Origin of the sequence: Nocardioides kongjuensis (genome assembly GCF_013409625.1) — a bacterium.
In the GTDB taxonomy this organism is placed as follows: domain Bacteria; phylum Actinomycetota; class Actinomycetes; order Propionibacteriales; family Nocardioidaceae; genus Nocardioides; species Nocardioides kongjuensis.
Genome location: NZ_JACCBF010000001.1, coordinates 267,300 through 291,201 on the forward strand (window position 1 = coordinate 267,300; position 23,902 = coordinate 291,201).

23 protein-coding genes and 1 pseudogene are annotated in these 23,902 nt (G+C 72.2%); 18 read left to right on the top strand and 6 right to left on the bottom strand.

The window, feature by feature from the left end; all coding sequences use genetic code 11:
• Positions 1-62 precede the first annotated feature (62 nt).
• Complete coding sequence (locus BJ958_RS01280) at positions 63-533, top strand: thioesterase family protein (protein ID WP_179724839.1); 471 nt, start codon at positions 63-65, stop codon at positions 531-533.
• On the opposite strand, the gene BJ958_RS01285 is transcribed toward BJ958_RS01280, so the two are convergent.
• Both BJ958_RS01285 and BJ958_RS27485 read right to left on the bottom strand, forming a co-directional pair.
• Entirely contained in the window at positions 469-3,021 is a 2,553-nt protein-coding gene (locus tag BJ958_RS01285) for a rhamnan synthesis F family protein (protein ID WP_179724841.1), read from the bottom strand. The genes BJ958_RS01280 and BJ958_RS01285 overlap by 65 nt on opposite strands.
• Entirely contained in the window at positions 3,018-3,518 is a 501-nt protein-coding gene (locus BJ958_RS27485; RefSeq protein WP_246318990.1) for a hypothetical protein, read from the bottom strand. Before BJ958_RS27485 ends, BJ958_RS01285 begins: the two co-directional genes overlap by 4 nt.
• A gap of 142 nt (positions 3,519-3,660) precedes the next feature.
• Here BJ958_RS27485 and BJ958_RS01295 point away from each other — a divergent pair, with 142 nt between their 5' ends.
• From BJ958_RS01295 to BJ958_RS01320, 6 genes are all read left to right on the top strand, one after another.
• Complete coding sequence (locus BJ958_RS01295; protein ID WP_179724843.1) at positions 3,661-3,885, top strand: hypothetical protein; 225 nt, start codon at positions 3,661-3,663, stop codon at positions 3,883-3,885.
• A 91-nt stretch (positions 3,886-3,976) separates the two neighbouring features.
• The gene (ftsY, locus tag BJ958_RS01300; protein ID WP_179724845.1) at positions 3,977-5,119 is read left to right on the top strand and encodes a signal recognition particle-docking protein FtsY; all 1,143 of its coding nucleotides are present in this window, start codon (positions 3,977-3,979) and stop codon (positions 5,117-5,119) included.
• A gap of 147 nt (positions 5,120-5,266) precedes the next feature.
• A complete protein-coding gene (locus BJ958_RS01305; protein WP_218865530.1) occupies positions 5,267-6,613 on the top strand; it encodes an ammonium transporter in 1,347 nt (448 codons plus the stop codon).
• Positions 6,610-6,948, top strand: a complete 339-nt coding sequence (locus tag BJ958_RS01310) for a P-II family nitrogen regulator (protein ID WP_139622495.1) — start codon at positions 6,610-6,612, stop codon at positions 6,946-6,948. Before BJ958_RS01305 ends, BJ958_RS01310 begins: the two co-directional genes overlap by 4 nt.
• 117 nt (positions 6,949-7,065) lie before the next feature.
• Entirely contained in the window at positions 7,066-8,355 is a 1,290-nt protein-coding gene (locus BJ958_RS01315; protein ID WP_343052525.1) for an ammonium transporter, read from the top strand.
• 47 nt (positions 8,356-8,402) lie between these two features.
• Complete coding sequence (locus tag BJ958_RS01320; RefSeq protein ID WP_343052526.1) at positions 8,403-10,577, top strand: [protein-PII] uridylyltransferase; 2,175 nt, start codon at positions 8,403-8,405, stop codon at positions 10,575-10,577.
• 12 nt (positions 10,578-10,589) lie between these two features.
• On the opposite strand, the gene BJ958_RS01325 is transcribed toward BJ958_RS01320, so the two are convergent.
• The 4 genes from BJ958_RS01325 to BJ958_RS01340 all read right to left on the bottom strand — a co-directional run bounded on the left by BJ958_RS01325 (position 10,590) and on the right by BJ958_RS01340 (position 14,181).
• Positions 10,590-11,381, bottom strand: a complete 792-nt coding sequence (locus BJ958_RS01325) for a histidine phosphatase family protein (protein ID WP_179724849.1) — start codon at positions 11,379-11,381, stop codon at positions 10,590-10,592.
• A gap of 118 nt (positions 11,382-11,499) precedes the next feature.
• The gene (locus tag BJ958_RS01330; protein ID WP_179724851.1) at positions 11,500-11,781 is read right to left on the bottom strand and encodes a hypothetical protein; all 282 of its coding nucleotides are present in this window, start codon (positions 11,779-11,781) and stop codon (positions 11,500-11,502) included.
• Between the two features lie 19 nt (positions 11,782-11,800).
• A complete protein-coding gene (locus tag BJ958_RS01335; protein ID WP_179724853.1) occupies positions 11,801-11,995 on the bottom strand; it encodes a CstA-like transporter-associated (seleno)protein in 195 nt (64 codons plus the stop codon).
• Positions 11,992-14,181 carry a carbon starvation CstA family protein gene (locus BJ958_RS01340; RefSeq protein WP_179724855.1) on the bottom strand — a complete coding sequence of 730 codons (2,190 nt, stop codon included), beginning with the start codon at positions 14,179-14,181 and terminating at the stop codon, positions 11,992-11,994. Before BJ958_RS01340 ends, BJ958_RS01335 begins: the two co-directional genes overlap by 4 nt.
• Before the next feature lie 184 nt (positions 14,182-14,365).
• On the opposite strand from BJ958_RS01340, the gene ffh reads away from it, so the two are divergent.
• From ffh to BJ958_RS27495, 11 genes and pseudogenes are all read left to right on the top strand, one after another.
• Positions 14,366-15,934, top strand: coding sequence for a signal recognition particle protein (gene ffh, locus BJ958_RS01345; protein ID WP_179729914.1), 1,569 nt, complete (start codon positions 14,366-14,368; stop codon positions 15,932-15,934).
• Between the two features lie 98 nt (positions 15,935-16,032).
• The gene (locus tag BJ958_RS01350) at positions 16,033-16,386 is read left to right on the top strand and encodes an NYN domain-containing protein (protein WP_273520433.1); all 354 of its coding nucleotides are present in this window, start codon (positions 16,033-16,035) and stop codon (positions 16,384-16,386) included.
• Positions 16,387-16,436: 50 nt separating this feature from the next.
• A complete protein-coding gene (locus BJ958_RS01355) occupies positions 16,437-17,519 on the top strand; it encodes an amidohydrolase family protein (protein ID WP_179724857.1) in 1,083 nt (360 codons plus the stop codon).
• 98 nt (positions 17,520-17,617) lie between these two features.
• Positions 17,618-19,498 carry a S8 family serine peptidase gene (locus tag BJ958_RS01360; RefSeq protein WP_179724859.1) on the top strand — a complete coding sequence of 627 codons (1,881 nt, stop codon included), beginning with the start codon at positions 17,618-17,620 and terminating at the stop codon, positions 19,496-19,498.
• A complete protein-coding gene (locus tag BJ958_RS01365) occupies positions 19,495-20,196 on the top strand; it encodes a hypothetical protein (protein ID WP_179724861.1) in 702 nt (233 codons plus the stop codon). The genes BJ958_RS01360 and BJ958_RS01365 overlap by 4 nt, the downstream gene beginning before the upstream one ends.
• The gene (locus BJ958_RS01370) at positions 20,193-21,074 is read left to right on the top strand and encodes an ATP-grasp domain-containing protein (RefSeq protein ID WP_179724863.1); all 882 of its coding nucleotides are present in this window, start codon (positions 20,193-20,195) and stop codon (positions 21,072-21,074) included. The genes BJ958_RS01365 and BJ958_RS01370 overlap by 4 nt, the downstream gene beginning before the upstream one ends.
• 171 nt (positions 21,075-21,245) lie before the next feature.
• Entirely contained in the window at positions 21,246-21,767 is a 522-nt protein-coding gene (gene rpsP, locus BJ958_RS01375) for a 30S ribosomal protein S16 (protein ID WP_179724865.1), read from the top strand.
• 4 nt (positions 21,768-21,771) lie between these two features.
• Positions 21,772-22,011, top strand: coding sequence for an RNA-binding protein (locus BJ958_RS01380; protein ID WP_141799604.1), 240 nt, complete (start codon positions 21,772-21,774; stop codon positions 22,009-22,011).
• A gap of 58 nt (positions 22,012-22,069) precedes the next feature.
• A complete protein-coding gene (gene rimM, locus BJ958_RS01385) occupies positions 22,070-22,663 on the top strand; it encodes a ribosome maturation factor RimM (RefSeq protein WP_179724867.1) in 594 nt (197 codons plus the stop codon).
• Positions 22,660-23,331, top strand: a pseudogene (gene trmD, locus BJ958_RS27490) (tRNA (guanosine(37)-N1)-methyltransferase TrmD); the annotation flags it as partial. The gene rimM and the pseudogene trmD, both read left to right, overlap by 4 nt.
• 93 nt (positions 23,332-23,424) lie before the next feature.
• Complete coding sequence (locus BJ958_RS27495; protein WP_343052819.1) at positions 23,425-23,811, top strand: GNAT family N-acetyltransferase; 387 nt, start codon at positions 23,425-23,427, stop codon at positions 23,809-23,811.
• Positions 23,812-23,902: the final 91 nt, after the last annotated feature.

Here is a 23,902-nt window from a genome sequence, read left to right on the forward strand (position 1 = left end):
CCCACCACGTTCCTCGTCCCCCCGCTTCGCTCCTCCGCGAACGCCGCCGCGGGGAACCCGGTGTGAGCGCTCCCGACCGCACCCGGCCCGACCGGTCGTCGTACCGCGCCTGGCGCACGGCGACCACCCGTTGGTCCGACGACGACGTCTACGGGCACCTCAACAACGCCCGCTACTTCGACCTGATCGACACCGCGGTCAACGCGCACCTCCACGAGGCGACCGGCACCGACATCCGCCGGCTCCCCGCGATCGGGGTGGTCGCGGAGGTGTCGTGCCGCTACTTCGCCGAGATGGGCTACCCGCGCCCGATCGAGCTGGGGCTGGCGGTCGAGCGCCTCGGCACGTCGTCGGTGATCTACCGCGTCGGCCTCTTCCAGGGCGACCCCGAGGGCGAGGGCGCGCTGGCGTCCGCGGAGGGCCGGTTCGTCCACGTGTACGTCGACAACACCGACCCCGCGCGGCCGGTCACGCCGTTGCCGGACGTCGTCCGTTCGGTACTCGAACCGTTGGTGGCGCAGCCGGATCGCTGAGGCTCGCCCGCCGTACCTGCTCGACGACGCGGTGAGCGGCGCCGTCGTCGGCAGGACCGACCAGGTGGTCGCGGCACCGGGTGTAGCGCTCGACCTCGTCCGGGGTGCGCGCGGCCAGTGCCCGCTCCAGGGCCGGGACCAGGTCGGCGCCCGTGCGGCACACCGGACCCGGCAGCTCCGGCTCCGCGTCAGCGCCATCGAGGACGACGACCGGATCGCCCGTGAGCAGGAAGTCGGCCAGGTAGTGCGAGTTGTCGGTGACCAACAGGTCCGCCTCGCGGAAGAGCACCTCGACGTCGGGGAACCGACGGGGCATCAGCAGGAGCGGGTCGAGGTCGGTGAAGAGGTGGCCGTCCGCGTTGCTCCGGACGCCGACAACCGTCCCCGTGCGTCGCGCCCAGTCGGCCAGCGCAGCTGTCTCGGTGCCCCCGAGGCCGGGGATGCGGGTGCCTCCGGCCGGCAGCCACAGGACCAGGCGGCGACCGGCGAGCAGGGCCCGCAGGTCGGCGAGCTCGGCGCGCAGGTCGGCGGGCAGCTGCTCCTCGGGACGCAGCAGGAACGCGTGCCGAGGCTGGCCGGTCGCCCACACCTCGAGGCCCGGTGACACGCCGTCCCGGGTCTCGACCGGCATCGCGTCGAGCGCACTGGTGGTCACCACGACGTGCCGTTCAGGCCGTGCGCGACCACGGCGCACGGCGGTCGGCGAGGGGGAGAGCGGGTGCTGCTCGCCGTTCGCGCGCGGCCGCGGCAGTCCGGCGCCGACGTCGATGACCCGGTGCTGGTCCATGTCCAGCTCCCAGGGAAAGGTCAGGTCGACGCTGTGTCGCACGAAGACCTGCCCCGCTCGGGCGAGGAGCTCTTGCCCGGCCCGGCTGTCGAGCGGCACCGTGACGACGTTCTCGCCGGTCAGGTCCACCGTGCGGGATCGGGTCAGCACGATCTTCCTGATCGACGGGTCGTGCCGGACCTCCTCGAAGATCGCGCGCTCGTTGCCGGTCAAGGAGGGCTCGCCCGGCGCGACCGGGAAGGCCCACCAGTGGTCGAACCGGGGTGACACCCGGCTCTCGACCCGGAACTCCTTCTTGTTGAGCCGCCGCTGGAAGTCGACCAGTCCGTTGAGCTGCGTGTGGACCCGACTGGTCCGGTCCAGCTTGTCGGCCGGGGCCACGCGGTGCAGGTTGCGCTCGAACAGCTCGACGGGTGCGTCCGGGACCTGTGCCAGCACGCGCTCCTTCCAGCGGCCCAGGTCGGGCGTGCCGACGTTCTCGCCGATGAAGTTCCGCTTGAGGAGCGGGAAGCCGCGGGCCACCAGCTCGAAGTAGTCGGCCGAGTAGAGCGGGTGGAACGGGTAGAGGTCGGGGACGAAGGTCTCGAAGTCGAAGCCGGCCTTGATCAGGTAGTCGCTGAGCCCGATCTCGTACTTGAGGATCACCAGCTCCTTGTGCCCCTGGCTCACCACGGCGCCCAACCGGCGGCGGAAGCCCGGGTCGGCGACCACGGGCCGCCGGAACGTCAGGAAGTAGGAGCTGAGGTGCATCCGGTAGTGCGGGTTCCAGTCCTCGAGCTCGGTGTGGAACCGCTTGCCCTCGTCGAGCGGGACAGGGGCGAGGTGCCCCTCGTGGCGGGAGAAGTCCATCTTGGTGGCCTGCATGCCCCACCAGTCGGCGGCGCGGGCATCCATCCGCGCGAAGGTCTCGTCGAGGCTGCGCAGCAGGTAGCAGCTGTCGTTGGCGAACATCAGCTCGTCGTACTGGTCGATCGTCTCCCAGCCCACGAGCTCGGTGGCGAGCAGCGAGAAGGAGCCGAAGTCGTAGCGCGCGTGGGGGATCGACCACGCCGCGACGGTGACCTCGGCCAGCTTCGCCAGCTCGGTGTGCGGCATCACGCCGTCGGCGAGGTAGTAGACGTCAGCGTGCCGGCTCAGCTCGCGCAGGTAGTGCAGGACGTAGTCGTCGACGATGCCGTCGGCGTCGTAGGCGGCGTACAGGCAGATCCGGCGCGGGCCCGAGGCGGGGGGAAGGACGCCCGTGCGCGGAGCGACCCGGGGCGGAGCGGTCGGGAGACCGGCGCGGCGGCCGACGAGCACGTGGAAGAGCAGTGGGTTGATGGCGTCGTGGGTCGGGTCGAGATGCTCGGACCAGTACCACCACACGTCGAAGTCGGGGCGCGGGCTGCGCAGCCAGCGCCACCCGATCCGGCAGAAGTGCTCGACGGGATCCATCTGCTCGTCGCGCAGGACCTTGAGCTCCTTGTTGGCGCGTGCATAGCGGCGGGGCTTCATCGCACGAGCCCGACGGATCACCTCGATCTCGCAGGCGAGCAGCACCTCTGCCTCCGGTTCGGGAAGCGCGTCGCCCGCGTGCGAAGGCAGCCCGTTGCGGACGGCGTCGGCGAGCAGGCCGTCGGCGGCCTTGCGATCGTCGGCTGCGAGGGTCTCCCAGCGGCTGACCAGGGCGTGCCAGGCTCGGGTGAACTGCTCAGGGGTCATCGCTGTGAGCGCAGGTGGTGGAGGAGGGGATTGACCTCCGCGCCGAGCTCGGGGTGCTGGCGCCGGTAGGCACGGGTGTCGAAGTCCGGGCCCGGGTCCTTGCCCGACCAGGCGCCCCGGCGCAGGTAGTGCAGGGCCGGAGTGGCGCCGCTGCCCGCAGCCGCGGGATAGGTGCGCAGGTACCACGCGCCGTCGAACAGGTTCGAGCTGGTGATGAGCGCCAGGTCCGCCCGCTCCGAGCGCGTCGGCATCTCGGGAGCGAGCCACCTGCGCAGCGGTCCCCACCAGCGCGACCGGCGCTCGCGCTTGGTGAGCCAGGTGTCCACGGCCAGCGACAGCTTGATCAGCTGCTCCTCGGCGCGCGCGGCCGTAGCCAGCAGCTCGCGGTCGATCTCCTGCTGCTCGCGCAGGGCCGCCAGCTCGAGGCGGCAGGTGTGCAGCTCCTCGCGGAGCTGCGAGGGCTCACGCGCGCTGTCGGCAAGGATCTCCGGCTCCACGGTCTGCTGCCCTCTTCGTCCCTGTTCGTCGCCTTGCTGTCCGTCGCTCGACGCTAGCATCCGCGCGTCCGCGGGCGGGAGCGGGCGCGCGTTGGCCCAGCGCTGGGCGGCTTGGAGGCGCGACGTAGGATCAGGGCACCGTTTGCCCCGCAGCGATCCCTACTCGGAGGAGTCGAAGGTGCTGTTCGTCGCGCTCGCCGTGATCCTGAGCCTCGCCGTTTCTGCTGTTGTCGCGCTCTACGTCGCCTACCCCGGCCGGGGCGAGCAGATGCCGCTCGTCCCGTGGCTCGGTGACGCCCTGGGGCGTGCCGTCGACTCGGCTCCGGTGCTGGCCGACGACGAGCGGGACCTGCAGCGTCTCGGCTGATCCCTGTGCCTGCCTGCGTCGACCTGCCAGCGTCGAGCTGAGCGGGGCCGCCCGTTTCTGAGTCGGGCGGGCGGCGTGATGGGATGACCGCATGCAGGAGTGGCTCTACCTCGTCATCGGGGTCGCCGTCGTCGGCGTCCTCGCGATCGCCGGCTTCGTCGGGACCCGGGTCCGTCGTACGCCGAAGGCCCCGGAGGCGACGACCGACGTCATCGCCCCGCCGGCCCCCGAGGTCGGGACCGAGGCGCCCGACGTCGCGGTCGAGACCCCCGAGGTCGAGACGCCCGCGGAGCCCGCGGCTCCCGCCCTCGAGACCCCGGAGAAGCCGGCCTCGCGGCTGGTCCGGCTGCGTCAGCGGCTCGCCGGGTCCAACGCGCTGGGCCGCGGCCTGCTCGGGCTGCTCAGCCGCGACAAGCTGGACGAGGACACCTGGGAGGCGATCGAGGACCTGCTCCTCGCCGCCGACATCGGCGTCGCGCCCACCCAGGAGCTCGTCGAGAGGCTCCGCACCCGCCTGCGGGTCGAGGGCGGCCAGGCGCCGGACGCCCGCACCGTGCTCCGCGAGGAGCTGATCAACCTGGTCGACCCGACGATGGACCGCTCGCTGCGGGTGAGCGGCGAGGGTGACGCCCCCGGCGTGGTCCTCGTGGTCGGCGTCAACGGCACCGGCAAGACGACCACCGTGGGCAAGCTGGCCCGGATCCTGGTGGCCGACGACCGCACGGCGCTCCTCGCCGCCGCCGACACCTTCCGCGCGGCCGCGACCGAGCAGCTCGCCACGTGGGGTGAGCGGGTCGGCGTCGAGGTCGTCCGCGGTCCCGAGGCCGGCGACCCGGCCAGCGTCGCGTTCGACGCCGTCAAGCAGGGCGTGGACCGCGGCGTGGACACCGTCGTCGTCGACACCGCGGGCCGGCTGCAGAACAAGCAGGGCCTGATGGACGAGCTCGGCAAGGTCAAGCGCGTCATCGAGAAGCAGGCGCCGGTCACCGAGGTGCTGCTCGTCCTCGACGCCACCACGGGGCAGAACGGCCTGATCCAGGCCAAGGTGTTCTCCGAGGTCGTCGACGTGACGGGCATCGTGCTCACCAAGCTCGACGGCTCCGCGAAGGGCGGCATCGTCGTCGCCGTGCAGCGCCAGCTCGGCGTACCGGTCAAGCTGGTCGGCCTGGGCGAGGGCCCCGACGACCTCGCGCCGTTCGACGCCGCCGCGTTCGTCGACGCGCTCCTCGGCTGATCGACGGCGCCTCGCCGTCACCGGCGAGTGTGGCCCGCCTCACGTCCGCGGCGGGGTTCATCGGCCCGTAACTGCCGTGCGGCACCCGTTACGAGCCGGAAACATCCGGTCGCGCGAGCCGAAACCTGCGCCGCCGAGTCTTCGGGCATGGAAAACGGCTACTACACCTGGATGCTGGTGTCGGCCTCGCTCGTCCTCTTGATGACCGCCCCTGGCCTGGCGCTCTTCTACGGCGGCATGAGCCGGACCAAGTCAGTGCTCAACATGATGATGATGTCCTTCAGCGCCCTCGGCGTGGTGGGCATCGTGTACGCCCTGTGGGGCTGGTCGATGTCGTACAGCACGACGTTCGCCACCGCCGGGGGTACGACGGGCAAGGAGATCGGCAAGCTCTTCTCCAACCCGTTCAACCAGTTCGGCCTCGAGAGCACGGATCCCGCGAACTACGTCTTCGTCGCCTTCCAGCTGACCTTCGCGGTGATCACCGCCGCGCTGATCAGCGGTGCGGTGGCCGACCGGATGAAGTTCTCCGCGTGGCTGGTGTTCCTGCCGATCTGGGTGACCCTGTCGTACTTCCCGCTGGCGCACATGGTGTGGGGCGGCGGCTTCCTCAGCGGCGTGGAGAACGGTCTGGCCGACCTGGTCTTCCCCGGTGACGGTGGCGCCTCCGTCGCGCCGATCGACTACGCCGGCGGAACGGTGGTCCACATCAACGCCGGTGTCGCGGGCCTGGTGCTCGCCCTCCTGCTCGGCCGGCGGCTCGGCTTCGGCAAGGAGCCGATGAAGCCGCACAACCTGACCCTGACCATGATCGGCGCGGGCCTGCTGTGGTTCGGCTGGTTCGGCTTCAACGTCGGCTCGATCGTCAACCTCGACGACTACACGACCGAGACCGGCCTGGTCTGGCTCAACACCACCCTGGCCACCTGCGCCGCGATGATGGGCTGGCTGCTCGTGGAGAAGATCCGCGACGGCCACGCCACCTCCCTCGGTGCCGCCTCCGGCGCGGTCGCGGGTCTGGTCGCGATCACCCCGGCCTGCGGCAACCTGGTGCCCTGGAGCTCGATGGTGCTCGGCCTGGTCGCCGGTGGCGTCTGCGCCCTGGCGGTCGGCCTCAAGTACCGGTTCGGGTACGACGACTCGCTCGACGTCGTCGGCGTCCACCTGGTCGGCGGCCTGATCGGCACGATCGGCGTCGGCTTCCTCGCCTCCAATGACGGTGGTCTGCTCACCGGCGGTGGTGCCAAGCAGCTGGTCGTCCAGGTCCTGGTCGCGGCGTTCGCGATGGTCTGGTCGGCGATCGCGACCCTCGTGGTCGGCCTCGGCATCAAGGCCGTGATCGGCCTGCGGCTCCCGGAGGAGGACGAGGTCGACGGGATCGACTTCGCCGAGCACGGCGAGGCGGCCTACGATCTCACCACCGGCGGCGGTGCCGCCCGTCGTACCTCGCTCCTGAGCACGTCGTCGACCACCCCTTCGGAGGTAAACGCATGAAGCTGGTCACCGCGGTCATCAAGCCGCACAAGTGGGAGGACGTCCGGGAGGCGCTCGAGGCCTTCGGCGTCACCGGGATGACGGTCAGTGAGGTCAGCGGCTACGGCCGGCAGAAGGGCCACACCGAGGTCTACCGGGGCGCGGAGTACGACATCGCGCTGGTGCCCAAGATCCGGATCGAGATCGTCGTCGACGACGCCGATGCGGCCGACATCGTCGGGATCATCACCAAGACGGCCCACACCGGCCGGATCGGTGACGGCAAGGTCTGGGTGAGCCCGGTCGAGTCGGTGGTGCGGGTCCGCACCGGCGACACGGACGCCGCGGCACTCTGAGTCAGACGAACCCCGAGCCGGGGTCCGCCCACGCGGCGGACCCCGGCTTCACGGGCGTGTAACCGCTGTCGGGAGACGCGTTACACGCGCGAAACATTCGGACCTCACAGTGTCCGAGTGCTCGATCCACTGCTCGTCGCCGCGCCCCCCTCGGCCGCCGGTGACACCGCCTGGCTCCTCGCCGCGGCCGCCCTGGTCCTGCTGATGGCGCCGGGCCTGGCGTTCTTCTACGGCGGCATGGTCCGCTCCAAGAGCGTGCTCAACATGATGATGATGGTCTTCGGCGCCCTTGCCGTCGTCATGGTCGTGTGGGTCGTCGTCGGCTACTCGCTGGCGTTCGGCGACGACATCGGCGGCGGTCTTCTCGGCGACCCGGCCCAGTTCTTCGGCTTCAAGGGGATGCTCGAGGCCGACCCGGAGGCGTCGTACCCGATCACGCTGTTCGCCGCCTTCCAGGGCCTGTTCGCGGTGATCACCGTCGGCCTGATCGCGGGTGCGATCGCCGACCGCACCCGGTTCGGGACCTGGCTGCTGTTCGCAGGGCTGTGGACGGTGCTGGTCTACGCCCCGGTGGCCCACTGGATCTTCGGCGGTGGCTGGATGGCCGGGAAGCTCGGTGCGCTCGACTTCGCCGGGGGCACGGCGGTCGAGATCAACTCCGGCGCCGCCGGACTGGCTGCGGCGCTCGTGCTGGGTCGCCGGGTCGGCTTCGGGCGCGACCCGATGAAGCCGCACAACCTGACCCTGGTCATGGTCGGTGCCGGCCTGCTGTGGTTCGGCTGGTTCGGCTTCAACGCCGGCTCCGCGCTCGCGGCGGACAACACGGCCGCGATCGTCTTCGTCAACACACTGCTGGCCGGCTGCACCGGCCTGCTGGCCTGGCTCGGCGTCGAGCGCTACCGCGACGGCCACGCCACCTCCTTCGGCGCCGCCTCCGGCGTGGTCGCCGGCCTGGTCGCGATCACCCCGTCCTGCGGCGCGGTCACCCCGATCGGCGCGATGCTGGTCGGAGTCGCAGCCGGCGCGATCTGTGCGCTGGCCGTCGGCCTGAAGTACACGTTCAAGTACGACGACTCGCTCGACGTCGTCGGCGTCCACCTCGTCGGCGGGCTCGTCGGCACCGTCGTCATCGGCTTGCTGGCCTCGTCCTCGGTGACCGCCGTCGACGGCCTCTTCTACGGCGGAGGAACGCACCTGCTCGGCAAGCAGCTGGTGGCGGCGGGCGTGACGCTCGTGTTCTCCTTCACCATGACCGCGCTGCTGGTGTGGGTGCTGGAGAAGACCGTCGGCTTCCGGGTGGACCCGGAGCACGAGGTCGCCGGCGTCGACCTGGTCATCCATGCCGAGACCGCCTACGACCTGCACGTCGCGACCAGTGGTGGCCGCCCCCACTTCGGGCACGGATGACAGCGGCGGAGCGCGCCGAACGGACCGAGGCGGCCGACGGGCTGTGCGTGGGCGCGTACGACGCCGCGGGGGGCCCCGACACGGGCGTCGCCCTGGTGGCCGTCGGCGGCTACGGGCGCGGCGAGCTGGCGCCGTACTCCGACCTCGACGTGGTCCTGGTCGCCGACGAGGGCGTCGACGAGGAGCTGTGGCACGACCTGGCCGGTCAGGTCTGGTACCCGCTGTGGGACTCGGGAGCGAAGCTCGACCACGCGGTCCGCACGCTGCCGGAGATGCTGGCGGCGGCCGAGGGCGACGTCCGGGTGGCGTCCGGGCTGCTCGACGTGCGGCACGTCGCCGGCGACCACAGCCTGGCGCTGCGGCTGCGCACGACCACGCTGACGCACTGGCGTCGGCAGGCCCGCGAGCGGCTGCCCGAGCTGCGCGAGCTGGTCCGCAGCCGGCACCGGCTGGTCGGTGAGCTCGCGCACCTGTCCCTGCCCGACCTCAAGGAGGCCGAGGGCGGGCTGCGTGACGCGACCGTGCTCAAGAGCCTCACCGCGACCTGGCTGGTCGACGTGCCGGCGGCCGATCTCGAGCGCTGCCGCCAGCAGCTGCTCGACGTACGCGACCTGCTGCACGCCGCCGCCGGTCGCGCGTCCGACCGGATCGCCCCTGAGTACTGGGGGCAGCTGGCCGAGGGGCTCGGGCTGCCGGACGAGGCGTCCGCGCAGCGCCACGTCCGCGAGCTGGGCCGCCGGGTGACCCACCTGTCGCGGCTGGCCTGGCGGCGCACCGACGACGCACTGCGCCGTACGCCGGCCGCCAAGCCCCGGCGCCCCGAGCTGGAGCGGGTCGCTCCCGGCGTCGCGCTGTCGCGCGGGGAGATCGTGCTCGAGGCCGCCGCCAAGCCGGCCGCCGACCCCGTGCTGCTGCTCCGTGCGGCTGCGGAGGCAGCGGTGCGCGACGTCGTCCTCGCGCCGCCGACCGCCGCCCGGCTGGTCCGCGAGTGCCCGCCGCTGCCCGAGCCGTGGCCCGACGAGGCCCGCCAGCAGCTCGTGCGCCTGCTCGCCGCGGGCCCCGGCCTGCTGCCGGTCTGGGAGACGCTCGACGAGACCGGTGCGCTCGACCGGATCCTGCCCGAGTGGGAGCGGATCCGGCTGCTGCCGCACGCCTCGGCGATCCACCGGTTCACCGTCGACCGGCACGTGGTCGAGACCTGTGTCGAGGCGGCCGCGCTGATCCGCGACGTGTCCCGTCCCGACGTGCTCGTCGTGGCCGCCCTGCTGCACGACATCGGCAAGGGCGAGCTGACCGAGCACAGCGTCGCCGGTGCCCCGATCGCGCGAGCCATCGCCGCCCGCATGGGCTTCGGCCCGCACGAGGTCGAGCTGATCGCCCAGCTGGTGCGCTGGCACCTGCTGCTGGCCGACATCGCGACGACGCGCGACCCCGACGACCCGGCCACGATCGACGCCCTGCTCGAGCACGTCGACAGCCTCGACGCGCTCGCGCTGCTGACGGCGCTCACCGAGGCCGACGCCAAGGCGACCTCGCCGAAGGCCTGGTCGTCGTGGCGCGCCGGCCTGGTGCTCGACCTGTCCCGGCGTGCGCGCTCGGCGCTGGAGCGGGGGAGTGCGCCGCCGGCGTTCACCGTCGAGGAGATCCCGGTCCCGGCAGGCGTCGTCGGCGGCGACGTGTCGATCGTCGTCGAGCCGGTCGTCGACGGGTCGCGGGTGACCGTCGTGGCCGTCGACCGGGTGGGCCTGCTCGCCGACGTGGCCGCCGTGTTCGCGCTGCGGCGGGTCACGGTGCGCGCTGCCAGGTTGTGGGCGCAGGGGGACTACGCCGTCTCGGTCTGGGACGTCGCCGAGGCCGGGCTCGACCCGCGTGCCCTGGGCGACCAGCTGGACGCGATCACCTCGCGCCGCGTCGATCCCGCCGCGCGGCTGGGGGCACGCCAGGTGGCCGGCGAGCTGGACCCGGCGGTCGTCCTCCGACCGGAGGCGAGCGACCACGCGACGGTGATCGAGGTCCGGGCCGCCGACCGCCTCGGCGTCGTGTACCTCGTCAGCGCGGCCCTCGCCGCCCTGGACATGACGGTGCGCTCGGCGCACATCTCGACGCTCGGCCCCCAGGCCGTGGACGTGTTCTACGTCCAGGAGGTGGCGGCAGGAGCGCTCTCCGAGACGCGGGCGGCCGAGGCCGCCCACGCCGTGCGGAGGGCGATCAGCTCGGGCTGACCACGCGGTCGGTCACGACTGCGGCGAGGTCACCTGGGTGGCGGCACCGGTCACGGGGTCGACCTCGTAGTAGTAGTGCGGCGAGCCGTCGCGGTTGGGCATGCCCGCCGGGTCGGGGCTGACGCCGAAGGCGGTGCAGACCAGGGTGCCGTTGGGGTTCAGGTGGGCCTTGATCATCTCCGTGTTGCCCGGGAACCGCTCCGAGAACGGAAGCTGCGGCTTGTTGGCGCAGGTCTCGGGCAGCATCAGGCCGTAGATGCCGCCGTGGGCGACCACGACGCCGGTGCCACGGTCGTTGCGGTGCTCGCGGGCGTACCGGGTCCACCAGCGGTCCCAGCGCGCCTCGACGTCGTAGTAGTTCTCGGCGCCGCCGAAGCTGTTGGTCCGGGTGGAGGGGTCCATCACCCAGCTGGCCAGGATCCCGCCCGCGACACGCTCGTCCTTGGAGACCAGCTCGACCTCGCGGAGGTCCTCGTCGGCCAGCACCGGGACGTCGTGGTCCGCGGCCACCCCGTCGGCGGTCTGGTAGGTCCGGACCATGATCGAGGAGTCGACCGACTCGATCGGCTCGTCGTGGAGGAAGGTGACCAGCTTGGCCGCCTGCTGGATCCCGAGCGGCGACAGCTCCTCCTCCGGGACGGGGTAGGTGCTGTTGGCGTGACGGACGAAGAGGATGTCGTAGCCGGGGTTCGCCTGCTTGGGCCTCGGGTCGGCGTCGGCGCCCTGCAGGCCCACCACGGCGGGCGTCGTGGCGAGGACGGCGAACGTCGCGGCGAGGGCGGAGAGTCGGGTACGGCGCTTCATGGTGCCTCCGGTCGGGAGTGGGACGGAGCGCCGAGCATCGGGAGGCGGGAGTGGCCGGGGGCGCGGGGTCCCGGTGAGTGAGACCTGCGTCACGCTGCCGGGCCACGCCGGGCGGCGCTCAGCGGGGCCGCCGTACCTTCGCGACGCCGGAGGCGAGGTCGACCCGGACCGGCCGGTCGTCCTCGTCCGGCTCGGGCGTCACGGTGCCCTGGTTGTCGTGGGACCGCAGGTCCCGGTCCGCGCGTGCCCGGGCGGGGTCGAACACGTCGATGAAGCTGCCCATCCCGTCGGCGATGCCGCCGCCGGTGGGGCCGCCCTTGCGGAGGGTGCGGTCGCCGGCCAGCACGACGAGCACGAGCAGCACCAGGCCTCCGCCGCCGAGCACCGCCACCGTCGTCACGTCCCCACCCTAGGTCGCCTCAGCAACACCGCGACTGCGGTCGGTGCTCCCTCGCCTCGGCGCGGTTCCGCTCCCAGGTCCGCCGCGAGACCGGCTCCGTGCCCTCGCGGGCGCAGGACTCGACGTACGCGTCCCAGCGGGCCTCCCCGGTGGCCTCCCGGACGTACCAGCGCACGCCGCGCCAGGCGCGGAGCGCCGGGTCCAGGACGCTCACGGGTGCCTCCCGGTCCCGGTCAGGCGCGACGCCTCCCACTCCCTGACGGCGGCCTTCTCCTCCGCCGTCGCGAAGAAGTCGGCCGGCGCCACGATCCGGGACGGTACGGCGGGCACCTCGGTCGTCGGCAGGCCGCCGGCCCGCAGCGCCCGGACCCAGACCACGACGGCGTTCGCGACGACGACGACCACGAGGATCGCGAAGGTCAGCTGCAGGACGCCGTTGGTCGTCGAGTTGGTGATCACCTGGTCCATCTGCCCGGCGTCCTTCGCCGGAGCCAGGACCTGGCCGGCGTCGCGGGCGTCGCGGTAGCGGTCGGCCTGGGCGAAGTAGCCGATCGCGGGGTTGTCCGAGAAGACCTTCTGCCAGCTGGCGGTCATCGTGGTGACCAGGTCCCACACCAGGGGGGCCAGAGGGACCCACACCCAGCGGGCCCTGCCGTGCTTGAGCATCAGGGTCACGCACACGCACAGCGCGATCGCCGCGAGCAGCTGGTTGGAGATGCCGAACAGCGGGAACAGCTGGTTGATCCCGCCGAGGGGGTCGGTCACGCCGACGTAGAGCATGTACCCCCATGCCGCGACCACGAGGGCGCTCGCCGACCACGCCGCCGGCCGCCAGGACGTGTCGGCGTACCGCGGCCAGATGTTGCCGATCGTGTCCTGCAGCATGAACCGGCCCACCCGGGTGCCGGCGTCGACCGCCGTGAGGATGAACAGTGCCTCGAACATGATCGCGAAGTGGTACCAGAACGCCGCGAGCCCCCCGCCGAACGCGTCGGTGAAGATCTGCGAGATGCCGACCGCCAGGGTCGGCGCGCCTCCGGTGCGGGAGACCAGCGTCGGCTCCTGCACGGCCGCCGCCGCCTGTGTGAGCGTGTCGGGGGAGAGGGTGAACCCGAGCGAGCCCACGAACTGCGCCGCGCTGGAGGCGGTGCCACCCGTGGCGCCCGCGGGGCTGTTGATCGCGAAGTAGAGGCCCTGGTCGATCACGCACGCCGCGATCAGTGCGCTGATGGCGACGAACGACTCCATCAGCATGCCGCCGTAGCCGATCATCCGGACGTGGCTCTCCTTGGCGATCATCTTCGGGGTCGTCCCGGAGGAGATGAGGGCGTGGAAGCCCGACAGGGCGCCGCACGCGATGGTGATGAACACGAACGGGAACAGCTTGCCGGCGAACACGGGGCCGTCCCCGTCGAGCGCGAAGCTGGTGACGTCGTCGTTGGCGAGCACCGGCCGGGCCAGGACCAGGCCGACCGCGAGCAGCGCGATCACCCCGACCTTCATGAACGTCGAGAGGTAGTCGCGCGGCGTCAGCAGCATCCACACCGGCAGCACCGAGGCGACGAAGCCGTACACGACCAGGCAGATCGTCAGCGTCTCGTGGGACAGGGTCAGGCTGTCGCCGAGCCCGGTGTCGTCGATCCAGCCGCCGAGGACGATCGCTAGCAGCAGCAGGCCGACCCCGATCGCCGTGGTCTCCGAGACCCGGCCCGGCCGCAGGTAGCGCAGGTAGAAGCCCATGAAGAGCGCGATCGGGATGGTCAGGCCGATGGAGAACACGCCCCAGGGCGACTCGGCGAGCGCGTTGACCACGACCAGCGCCAGCACGGCGAGGATGATGATCATGATGGCGAACACCGCCACCAGGGCGGCGATGCCGCCGATCGTGCCGATCTCCTCGCGCACCATCTGCCCCAGGCTCTTGCCGTCGCGGCGCATCGAGAAGAACAGGACCATCATGTCCTGGACCGCGCCCGCCAGGATCACGCCGACGATGATCCAGATGGTGCCGGGCAGGTAGCCCATCTGCGCGGCCAGCACCGGACCCACGAGCGGACCGGCGCCCGCGATCGCGGCGAAGTGGTGGCCGAAGAGGACCCGCCGGTCGGTGACGTCGAAGTCGTGGCCGTTCTCCAGCCGTTCGGCCGGGGTCGCCCGCGTGTCGTCGACCTCGAGCACCCGCTCGGCGATGAAGCGGGCGTAGAACCGGTAGGCGATCGCGTACGACGCCAGGGCGGCGAACAGGATCCACAGCGCCGACACCTCCTCGCCGCGCGAGAGCGCCAGCACCGTCCAGCAGACCGCGCCGACGACGGCGATGCCGCCCCAGATCGCGATGCCGGCCGGAGTCATCCGGCGGCCGGGGCCGCCCGGGCGTCGTACGGGTGTCGTGGTTGCCATCGTCGATCCTCCTCGACCCGGTGGGGTGCCCCCGATGGCACTCCCGACCACCGCGACAGGTGGCCAGCACCCGCGCAGTACCCTCGGACCCTCACCGCAGACGTCGGGACCCACGGCCCCGACGGTTACGATCGTGTTCGAAGACTCCACTTCTACCGACGACTCCGACGAGGACGCAACGCTCTTGTTCGCCACACTGTCCGACCGCCTCAACGCGACCTTCAAGAACCTCCGCGGCAAGGGGCGGCTCTCCGAGGCCGACATCGACGCCACCGCCCGGGAGATCCGGATCGCGCTGCTCGAGGCCGACGTCGCGCTGCCGGTCGTCAAGGAGTTCGTCGCCGCCGTCAAGGAGCGCGCCCGCGGCGAGGAGGTCAGCGGAGCGCTGAACCCCGCCCAGCAGGTCGTCAAGATCGTCAACGACGAGCTGATCGAGATCCTCGGTGGCGAGACCCGCCGGCTGCGGTACGCCAAGACCGGCCCGACGGTCATCATGCTCGCCGGTCTGCAGGGTGCCGGAAAGACCACGCTCGCAGCCAAGCTCGCGCTGTGGCTCAAGGACCAGGGCAAGACCCCGATGCTCGTCGCCTGCGACCTGCAGCGCCCGAACGCGGTCCAGCAGCTGCAGGTCAACGGCGAGAAGGTCGGCGTCCCCGTCTTCGCACCCGAGCCGGGCAACGGCGTCGGCGACCCCGTGTCGGTCGCGAAGGCCTCCGCCGAGGAGGCCAAGCGCAAGCTCCACGACGTGGTCATCGTCGACACCGCGGGCCGCCTCGGCGTCGACGCGGAGATGATGGGCCAGGCCGCCGCGATCCGCGACGCCGTCCAGCCCGACGAGGTCCTCTTCGTCGTCGACGCGATGATCGGCCAGGACGCGCTCGTCACGGCGCAGGCATTCCTCGACGGTGTCGGGTACGACGGCGTCGTGCTCACCAAGCTCGACGGTGACGCCCGCGGTGGTGCCGCGCTCTCCATCCGCCAGGTCACCGGCAAGCCGGTCATGTTCGCCTCCTCCGGCGAGAAGATGACCGACTTCGACGTCTTCCACCCCGACCGGATGGCCTCGCGCATCCTGGACATGGGCGACGTCCTCACCCTGATCGAGCAGGCCGAGAAGGCCTTCGACCAGGACGAGGCCCTCAAGGCCGCCGAGAAGCTCACCCAGGGCGACTTCACGCTCGACGACTTCCTCGCCCAGATGCAGCAGCTGAAGAAGCTCGGCTCGATGCAGAAGATCCTCGGGATGCTGCCCGGCATGGGTCAGATCCGCGAGCAGCTCGAGAACTTCGACGACCGCGAGATCGACCGGATCGAGGCGGTCATCCGCTCGATGACGCCCGCCGAGCGCGCCAACCCCAAGATCATCGACGGCTCGCGCCGCGCCCGCATCGCCAAGGGATCGGGCCGCAGCGTCTCCGACGTCAACACCCTCGTCGACCGTTTCTTCGAGGCGCGGAAGATGATGATGCAGATGGCCCGCGGTGGCGGGATGCCCGGGATGCCGGGGATGCCCGGCATGGGTGGTCCCGGCGGCGGCAAGCGAGTCAGCGCCAAGCAGAAGGCCAAGCAGTCCAAGGGCAAGGGTGCGCGCAAGTCGGGCAACCCGGCCAAGGCCGCCCAGGAGGCCGCTGCCGCCAAGGCGAAGGCAGCGGCCGCCACGCCCAACCCGTTCGGGATCGGGCAGGACATCGACTACGAGGCGGCGGCCGAGAACCTGCAGCTGCCGAAGGACTTCTCCAAGTTCCTCAAGTAGGTCACTCATGTTGCGGTTTGGGACCAATCCGCAGCATTTCGGGGCCAGGACGTGCGGTTTGGGACCAATCGATGGGGTGAGGTGAGCTGAGCACACTCATCGTCGACGGCGCCAACGTCGTCGGGGCGCGCCCGGACGGCTGGTGGAAGGACCGGGCGGGCGCGGCAGCTCGGCTGCACGAGCAGCTCCTCGTGGCCGACATCGAGTACGACGTCGTCGTGCTCGTGCTCGAGGGTCAGGCCAAGGGCGGGGTCCGGGCGGGGCGCGACGCGCACGTGCGCACGGTGCACGCCCCGAAGGACGGCGACGCGACGATCCTCGCCGAGGCGCGCAGGGCCGCCGAGAAGGGTGGTCGGGTCGTGGTGGTGACCGCCGACCGGGCCCTGGACGCCCGGGTGCACGGCGTGGGTGCCACGACGCTCTCCCCGACCTGGTTGCTGTCCCACCTCTGACCCCCTTCGGGGGCACCGCTCGCCCGGCCGGCGTTGGTAGCGTCGCCTGCGTGAGTGCGTTGCGTTTCTCCGGTCCGGTCCTGCCCGACGGCGAGGCACGGGAGGTCTACGTCGTCGACGGCCGGATCACCTACGAGCGCCCGGCCGGGCTGGAGGGCGCCGAGACCGCCGCCGAGGGGTGGATCGTCCCCGGCCTGGTCGACGCCCACAACCACCTCGGCCTCGAGGACGGGGGAGCGGTCGACGACGCCGAGATCGAGCGGACCGCGATCGCGGACCGTGACAACGGCGTGCTGCTCACCCGCGACTGCGGCTCCCCGGCCGACACCCGCTGGGTCCACGAGCGCGAGGACCTGCCCCGGCTGATCCGCTGCGGGCGCCACGTCGCCCGCACCCGCCGCTACCTGCGCAACTACGGCGTCGAGGTCGAGCCCGACGGCCTGGTCGACACCGTCGCCGAGCAGGCGCTCGACGGCGACGGCTGGGTGAAGCTGGTCGGCGACTGGATCTCCCGCGAGGAGGGCGACCTGACGCCGTCCTTCCCGGCCGACGCCGTCACCGCCGCGATCGAGGTCGCGCACGCGCAGGGTGCCAAGGTCACCGCGCACTGCTTCGGCGAGGACGCGATCGGCCCGCTCCTCGACGCCGGCATCGACTGCATCGAGCACGGCACCGGCCTCACCGCAGCCCACCTCGAGCAGATGGTCGCGCGCGGCGTCGCGCTGGTCCCGACCGTGCTGCAGACCGCCAAGTTCCCCGAGTTCATCTCGGCGGCGCGTGACAAGTTCCCGACCTACAGCGCCACCATGGAGACGCTGCTCGCCCGCCGTCGGGCCGTCCTGATGGACGCGTACGACGCCGGCGTGGCCCTCTACGTCGGCAGCGACGGCGGCGGCTCTGCCCGCCACGGCGTGCTGCACGAGGAGATCCTCGCGATGGCGGCGATGGGCCTGCCCAACGCCTACGTCCTCGGCGCCGCCTCGTGGCGCGCGCGAGCCTGGCTGGGGTGGAACCCCGGTCTCGACGAGGGCGACCCGGCCGACTTCGTGGTCTACCCCCGCAACCCGGTCGAGGACCTGTCGGTGCTCGCCGAGCCGTCCCGCGTCGTGCTGCGCGGGAAGGTCGTCGCCTGACCCGCACGACTCGGCGATCGGGCGTATCAGGCGCGCCACCCGCCGGCTCCTAGGAGGGAGCGACCACCCGGTCGCGCCCCCTCTCCAAGGAGCCCACCATGCACCGCTACCCCGAGCACCTCACGCACCCCTCCGGTGTGGAGCTCACCCCCAAGCCCGACCGCGTGCTGCTCTCGCCCCGGTCCGGCGGTCCCGCCGCCGCGGGCCAGGCCGACGTCCTCGACTCCCTCGGCCTGGTCCGCGAGGGCGCCGACAGCCACGGCGGTCCGGCCGCCGCCGACGACGGCGAGCGCAAGCAGCCCGCCAACGAGGGGCCGGACTTCCTGTTCGCCCGCACCGCCGACGGCGCCGAGGTCGACGGCGACGCGATCGCCGCGGCCACCGCGAGCGGCAGCGTCGCCTGGTCGTCGCCCGTCTTCACGGCCGACTTCGGGGCCGGGCCCGAGGAGCTCGCCCCGGCCGCGGACGCCGTGGTGCTGCTGCACGCCGACGTCGCCGACCCGGAGGACCTGGCCAAGGTCACCGCGCTCGGACTCCAGCGCGACGAGGTCCGCTCGGCCCTGCTCGGCGACCACGACTACTTCACCGTGACCGACCCGGCGGCCAGCCCGGCGTACGACCTCGCCGAACGGATCGGCGAGGCGCTGGGGCGTCCGGTCGAGGTGCGCCTGGAGTGGGTGCCCGCGCGGGTGCCGGTCGCCTACACGCCCAACGACCCGATGTACGTCGACCAGTGGAACCTGCGCCAGATCCACGCCGGCGGTCCCGGCACGACCGGCTGGAACCTCACGACGGGCTCGTCCGCGGTGACCGTGGCGATCCTGGACGAGGGCGTCGAGCTCGGTCACCCCGACCTCGTCGGCGGCTTCCTGCACAACGGCATCAACCTCGGCACCATGTCCGGGACCGGCGCCCCGACCGGCAACCACGGCACGGCCTGCGCCGGGATCGTCGGCGCCCGCATCGGCAACGGCGTCGGGGTCTCCGGGCTCGCCGGCGGCTGCCGGCTGCTGCCGATCGCGTTCTCGCGGTGGACCGACACCGAGGTCGCGGCCGGCCTGCGCTACGCCCGGATGCAGGGCGCCCAGGTCGTGTCGATGAGCTTCGGCTGGAACGCGTGGAGCCACGCGGTGATCGATCCGGCGATCCAGGAGGCGTTCAACGCCAACATGGTGATGTGCGTCGCCACGCACAACCAGAACCTGGCCAACGGCATCACCTACCCGGCGACCAACCCGCTCGTGATCGCGGTCGGTGCCAGCGACCAGGTCGACAACCGCAAGTCGCCGACCAGCCCGGACGGCGAGCAGTGGGGCGCCAACTACGGCCCGCAGATCTCGGTGGTCGCGCCCGGCGTCCGGATCCCGACCACCGACCGGCTCGGTGCCAACGGCTACACCGGCACCGACTACACCGGCACCTTCAACGGCACCTCCGCCGCGACGCCGCACGTGGCCGCGCTCGCCGCACTGATCCGCTCGCGGAACTCCTCGCTCAGCAATGTGCGGGTCCGCCAGATCATCGAGACCACCGCGGACAAGACCGGCACCGTGGCGTACGCCAACGTGTCCGGCCACCCGAACGGCACCTGGAACGAGCAGATGGGCTACGGCCGGATCAACGTGTACGCCGCCCTGGTGGCTGCCAGCCGGATCGTCAAGCGGTTCCACTTCGAGGACGACCTGATGAAGCACCTGCGCGACGACGTGTTCGAGAAGCGGTTCAAGGAGATCCGAGAGATCGACATCTACAAGCGCGCCGGCCGCGAGATCGACCACCTCGACCCGGGCGACCTGGTCATCAACCCGGTGATCGACGAGCGGGAGGGACTGGAGGAGGTCATCCAGCGCCTCGACCGGATCGAGCGGGTCGTCGGCAGCCTCGGCGCGCCGTTCGTCGGGGCCGAGGACCGGCCCGACGTGTCCGGCGAGGTGGTCGAGGCCGCCCTCAACGGCGCCCACGCCGAAGGGGCGTCGTGATCCTGGTCCTCGCCTCCGAGCGGGACCCCGGGGCCGCGGCCCTGGTCGCGGGGTGGGCGGGCGCACGCCTGCTCACCCCGGCGGACCTGTCGCTGCCCGGCTGGGAGCTCGCGGCGGGCCCGTCCTCCGGGACGGGCCCGTCCGTGGGCCGGGGGATCGCGGACGGCGAGCCGTTCACCGACGACGGGGTGCGCTGCGTGGTCTCGCTGCTCGCCGGGGTCGAGGCCGGGGACCTGGCCTGGATCGCCGAGGAGCACCGCACGTACGTCGCCGGCGAGATGACCGCGTTCCTCGGGCACTGGCTCGAGACGATCGGCGAGCGCTGCCTGGTCGCGCCCTCCCACGCCAGCCTCGCCGGCCCCTGCCTGCCGACCTCCGTGTGGGCGGCGTCCGCCGGCCTGGCGATGACCGACGACGAGGAGCCGGTCACCCCGGTCGTCGTCACCGTGGTCGGCGGCGAGGTGTTCCGGGTCGCGGGCGAAGGGCCCGCCCCGAGCGCCGAGCTGCGGCGCCGCCTGGTCCGGATGGCCATCACGCGGGCCGCACCGCTGCTCACGGTGGTCGTCGACCTCGGTGGCGGTCGCGCCCTCCCGCGGCTGCACGCCGTGCTGCCGGCACCGCTGGCCCGGACCGCGCCGGTCCGCGCGGCGATCCGCACCCAGGTCCGCCGCGTGGTCGGCACGGAGGTGGCGTCGTGATCGTGCTGCACGGGCTGCGGACCGACACCCCGCTGGACGACGTACGCCGGGCGCTCGCGGAGCGCGGGACGCCGTACCTGTTCGTGGACCAGGCCGCCTGCGCCGACGCCGTGGTCGAGCGCACCGAGGACGGGCTGGTCCTGGTCGTCGGTGGTCGCGAGGTCGCGGTCGAGGACGTGCGGGGGATCTACCTGCGGCCCTACGACCTCGGCGACGCCGTCGACACGGCCGAGCGCGCCCGGCTGCTGCGGCTCGCGACGGACCTGCGCGAGTGGGCGGAGGCCGCGCCGGAGTCGGTACGGGTCGTCAACCGGCCCTCCGCCGGGCTGAGCAACCACTCCAAGCCGCGCCAGTGCCGGGCGATCGCGGCAGCAGGGTTCGCCGTCCCGGAGACCCTGCTGACCACCGACCCGGACGCGGCCGCCGCCTTCGTCGCCCGGCACGGGCGGGCGATCGTGAAGTCGATCAGCGGCACCCGCTCCGTCGTGCGCATCCTCGGTCCGGGCGACGACTTCACCGCGGTGCGCTGGTGCCCGACCCAGCTGCAGCGGTTCGTGCCCGGTGCGGAGCACCGCGTGCACGCCGTGGGGGAGCGACTGTTCGCGAACCGGATCCGCACCGACGCGGTCGACTACCGCTACGGCGGCTTCAGTCTCGAGCCCGCCGACCTGCCGGACGTCGTCGCCGCGCGCTGCCGGGCGCTCACCGCCGCGCTCGGGCTCGAGCTCGCGGGCATCGACCTGCGCTTCGGCGAGGACGGACGCTGGTACTGCTGGGAGGTGAACACCTCGCCGGCCTACACCTGCTTCGACACCGGCGACCGGGCGATCGCCGCCGCCCTCGCCGAGCACCTTACGCAGGTCGCGGTCCGGGGGTGAGGGTGGATTCGTCCGGCAGGTCGGGCGTCTGGCAGACTGTCCGACTGAGTTCTGCGACTTCCGGTCCCTCTCAACCGGTGGTGGCAGAACCCGTCCGAGTCCGGGCGCCGGTGTCCCCACCTGGTCGTCCCTGGCTCACCCACCACCAGTTCTCAAGGAGACACCACAAACGTGGCCGTCAAGATTCGTCTGAAGCGCCTGGGCAAGGTCCGGGTCCCGCAGTACCGCATCGTCATCGTCGACTCGCGCAAGAAGCGCGACGGCGCGGTGATCGAGGAGATCGGCAAGTACCACCCCAAGGAGGACCCGTCGTACATCGACGTCGTCTCCGAGCGGGCGCAGTACTGGCTGGGCGTCGGCGCGCAGCCGTCGGAGGCCGTCGAGGCCATCCTCAAGGTCACCGGCGACTGGCAGAAGTTCAAGGGCATCGACGGCGCCGAGGGCACCCTCAAGGTCAAGGAGCCCAAGCGCGACAAGCTCGAGATCTTCAACGAGGCCCTCAAGGAGGCCGCCAGCGAGCCCAAGGCTTCGGCGACCACCGCGAAGAAGAAGGCCGAGAAGAAGGCTGACAAGGTCGAGGCCGCCGACGCCAAGGCCGAGGTCGAGGAGATGGTCGAGAACCTCGCCGCCGAGGAGCAGGCCGCCGACGTGGCTGCCCTCGCCGACGCCCCGGCCGAGACCCCCGAGGCCTGAGCCGATGCTGGCTGACGCGCTGGAGCACCTCGTCCGCGGAGTGGTCGACCACCCCGACGACGTGGTCGTGCGCGACAAGCAGCTGCGCCGCGGCGCCGTGCTCGAGGTCCGGGTCCACCCCGACGACCTCGGCAAGGTGATCGGTCGCAGCGGTCGCACCGCGACCGCGTTCCGCACCGTGATCTCCGCGATCGCCGGCAACAGCAGCACCCGGATCGACTTCGTCGACACCGACCGCCGCTGACGCCTCGTCGACGAGCAGCCCCGCACCGATGTGCGGGGCTGCTCGCATTTCCGGGACAATGGGGCACGTGGAGAGCATCGAGGTCGTCGTCGGCCGCATCGGCAAGCCGCACGGCATCCGGGGTGAGGTGACCGTCGACGTCCGCACCGACGAACCGGACCGGCGCTACGCCGACGGCGCGGTGCTCCAGGTCGAGGCCCCACGAGGCTCGGCGTTCGCGGCCCGCACCCTCACCGTCAGCCGCACCCGCTGGCACCAGGGCGTGCTGCTGGCCAGCTTCGCCGAGCTGCCCGACCGCAACGCCGCCGAGGCCGCGCGGGGCGTGGTGCTGCGCGCCGTCGTACCCGCCGACGAGAGCCCGGACGACCCCGACGAGTTCTACGACCACCAGCTGGTCGGCCTCGCCGCCCACGACCTCGACGGCACGCACCTCGGCGAGGTGGTCGGCCTGACCCACGGCGCCCAGGACCTGCTGCGGATCCGGACGCTGGACCGCCGCGAGGCGCTGGTGCCGTTCGTGACCGCCCTGGTGCCCGAGGTCGACGTCGCCGGTGGCCGCGTGGTCATCGCGGACCGACCCGGCCTGGTCACCCCGTTCCCCGACGACGAGGGCGGCACCGACGAGGCCGACGCCGACGAGGCCGACGCGTGAGGCTCGACTACCTCACCATCTTCCCGGACTTCTTCGCGCCCCTGGAGCTCTCGCTGCCGGGCAAGGCGGCAGCGAGCGGGCTGCTCGACTTCGCGGTCCACGACCTGCGGGACTGGACCCACGACCGGCACCGCAAGGTCGACGACACCCCGTACGGCGGCGGCGCCGGCATGGTGATGAAGCCCGAGCCCTGGGGCGAGGCCTTCGACCAGCTGCTCGCCCCGGGCGCGACCGTCATCTTCACGACGCCCTCGGGCGAGCCGTTCGACCAGCGCCTGGCCGAGGAGCTCGCGACGCGCGAGCGCCTGGTCTTCGCGTGCGGGCGCTACGAGGGCATCGACCAGCGGGTCATCGACCACGCCCGCGAGATCGCCGAGGTCCGCGAGATCAGCCTGGGCGACTACGTCCTCAACGGCGGCGAGGTCGCGGCGCTGGCGATCACCGAGGCCGTCGTCCGGCTGCTGCCGGGCTTCATGGGCAACGCCGAGTCGCTGGTCGAGGAGTCGCACGCGCAGGGCGGGCTTCTGGAGTACCCCGTCTACACCAAGCCGCCGCTGTGGCGCGGCCACGAGGTCCCCGCCGTGCTGCGCTCCGGCGACCACGGCAAGGTCGCCGCCTGGCGCCACGAGCAGGCCGTACGACGCACGGCCGAGCGCCGTCCGGACCTGCTGGCGCCGTCCGTGCTCGACGACGGCACGCCGATCGTGCGTGCCACGCCCGGCGACGCGGGCGAGATCCTGACGCTCCAGCGTGCCTGCTGGGTGCAGGAGGCGCAGGCCAACGACACCCTCGACATCCCCGCCCTGCAGGAGTCGTTCGACGACGTCCGCGGGTGGCTGGGGGAGTGGGACACCTGGGTCGTGCGGCGCGCCGGACGACTCGTCGGCGCCGTGCGTGGCCGGCTCGAGGGCGAGCACACCTGGGACATCGGCCGGATCATGGTCGCGCCGGACCTGCAGGGCAGCGGCCTGGGCCGGGTGCTGCTCGAGCACATCCAGGCCGTGGCGCCGGCCGGCGTGACGTCGTACGTCCTGTTCACGGGGGCCGCGAGCGCCCGCAACCAGCGCCTGTACAAGAAGGCCGGCTTCCGGCTGCGCACCGACCTGCCCGCTCCGCCGCACGCGGTGGTCCTCTCCAAGCGCCGCTGACCTGCGCCGGCTTTTGGGGAGGCGGTCCCGGCTGTGCGAGGATTGCTGGTCGGTGTCACGGACGCTTCTGCCACAGGGGAATCGCCGATCG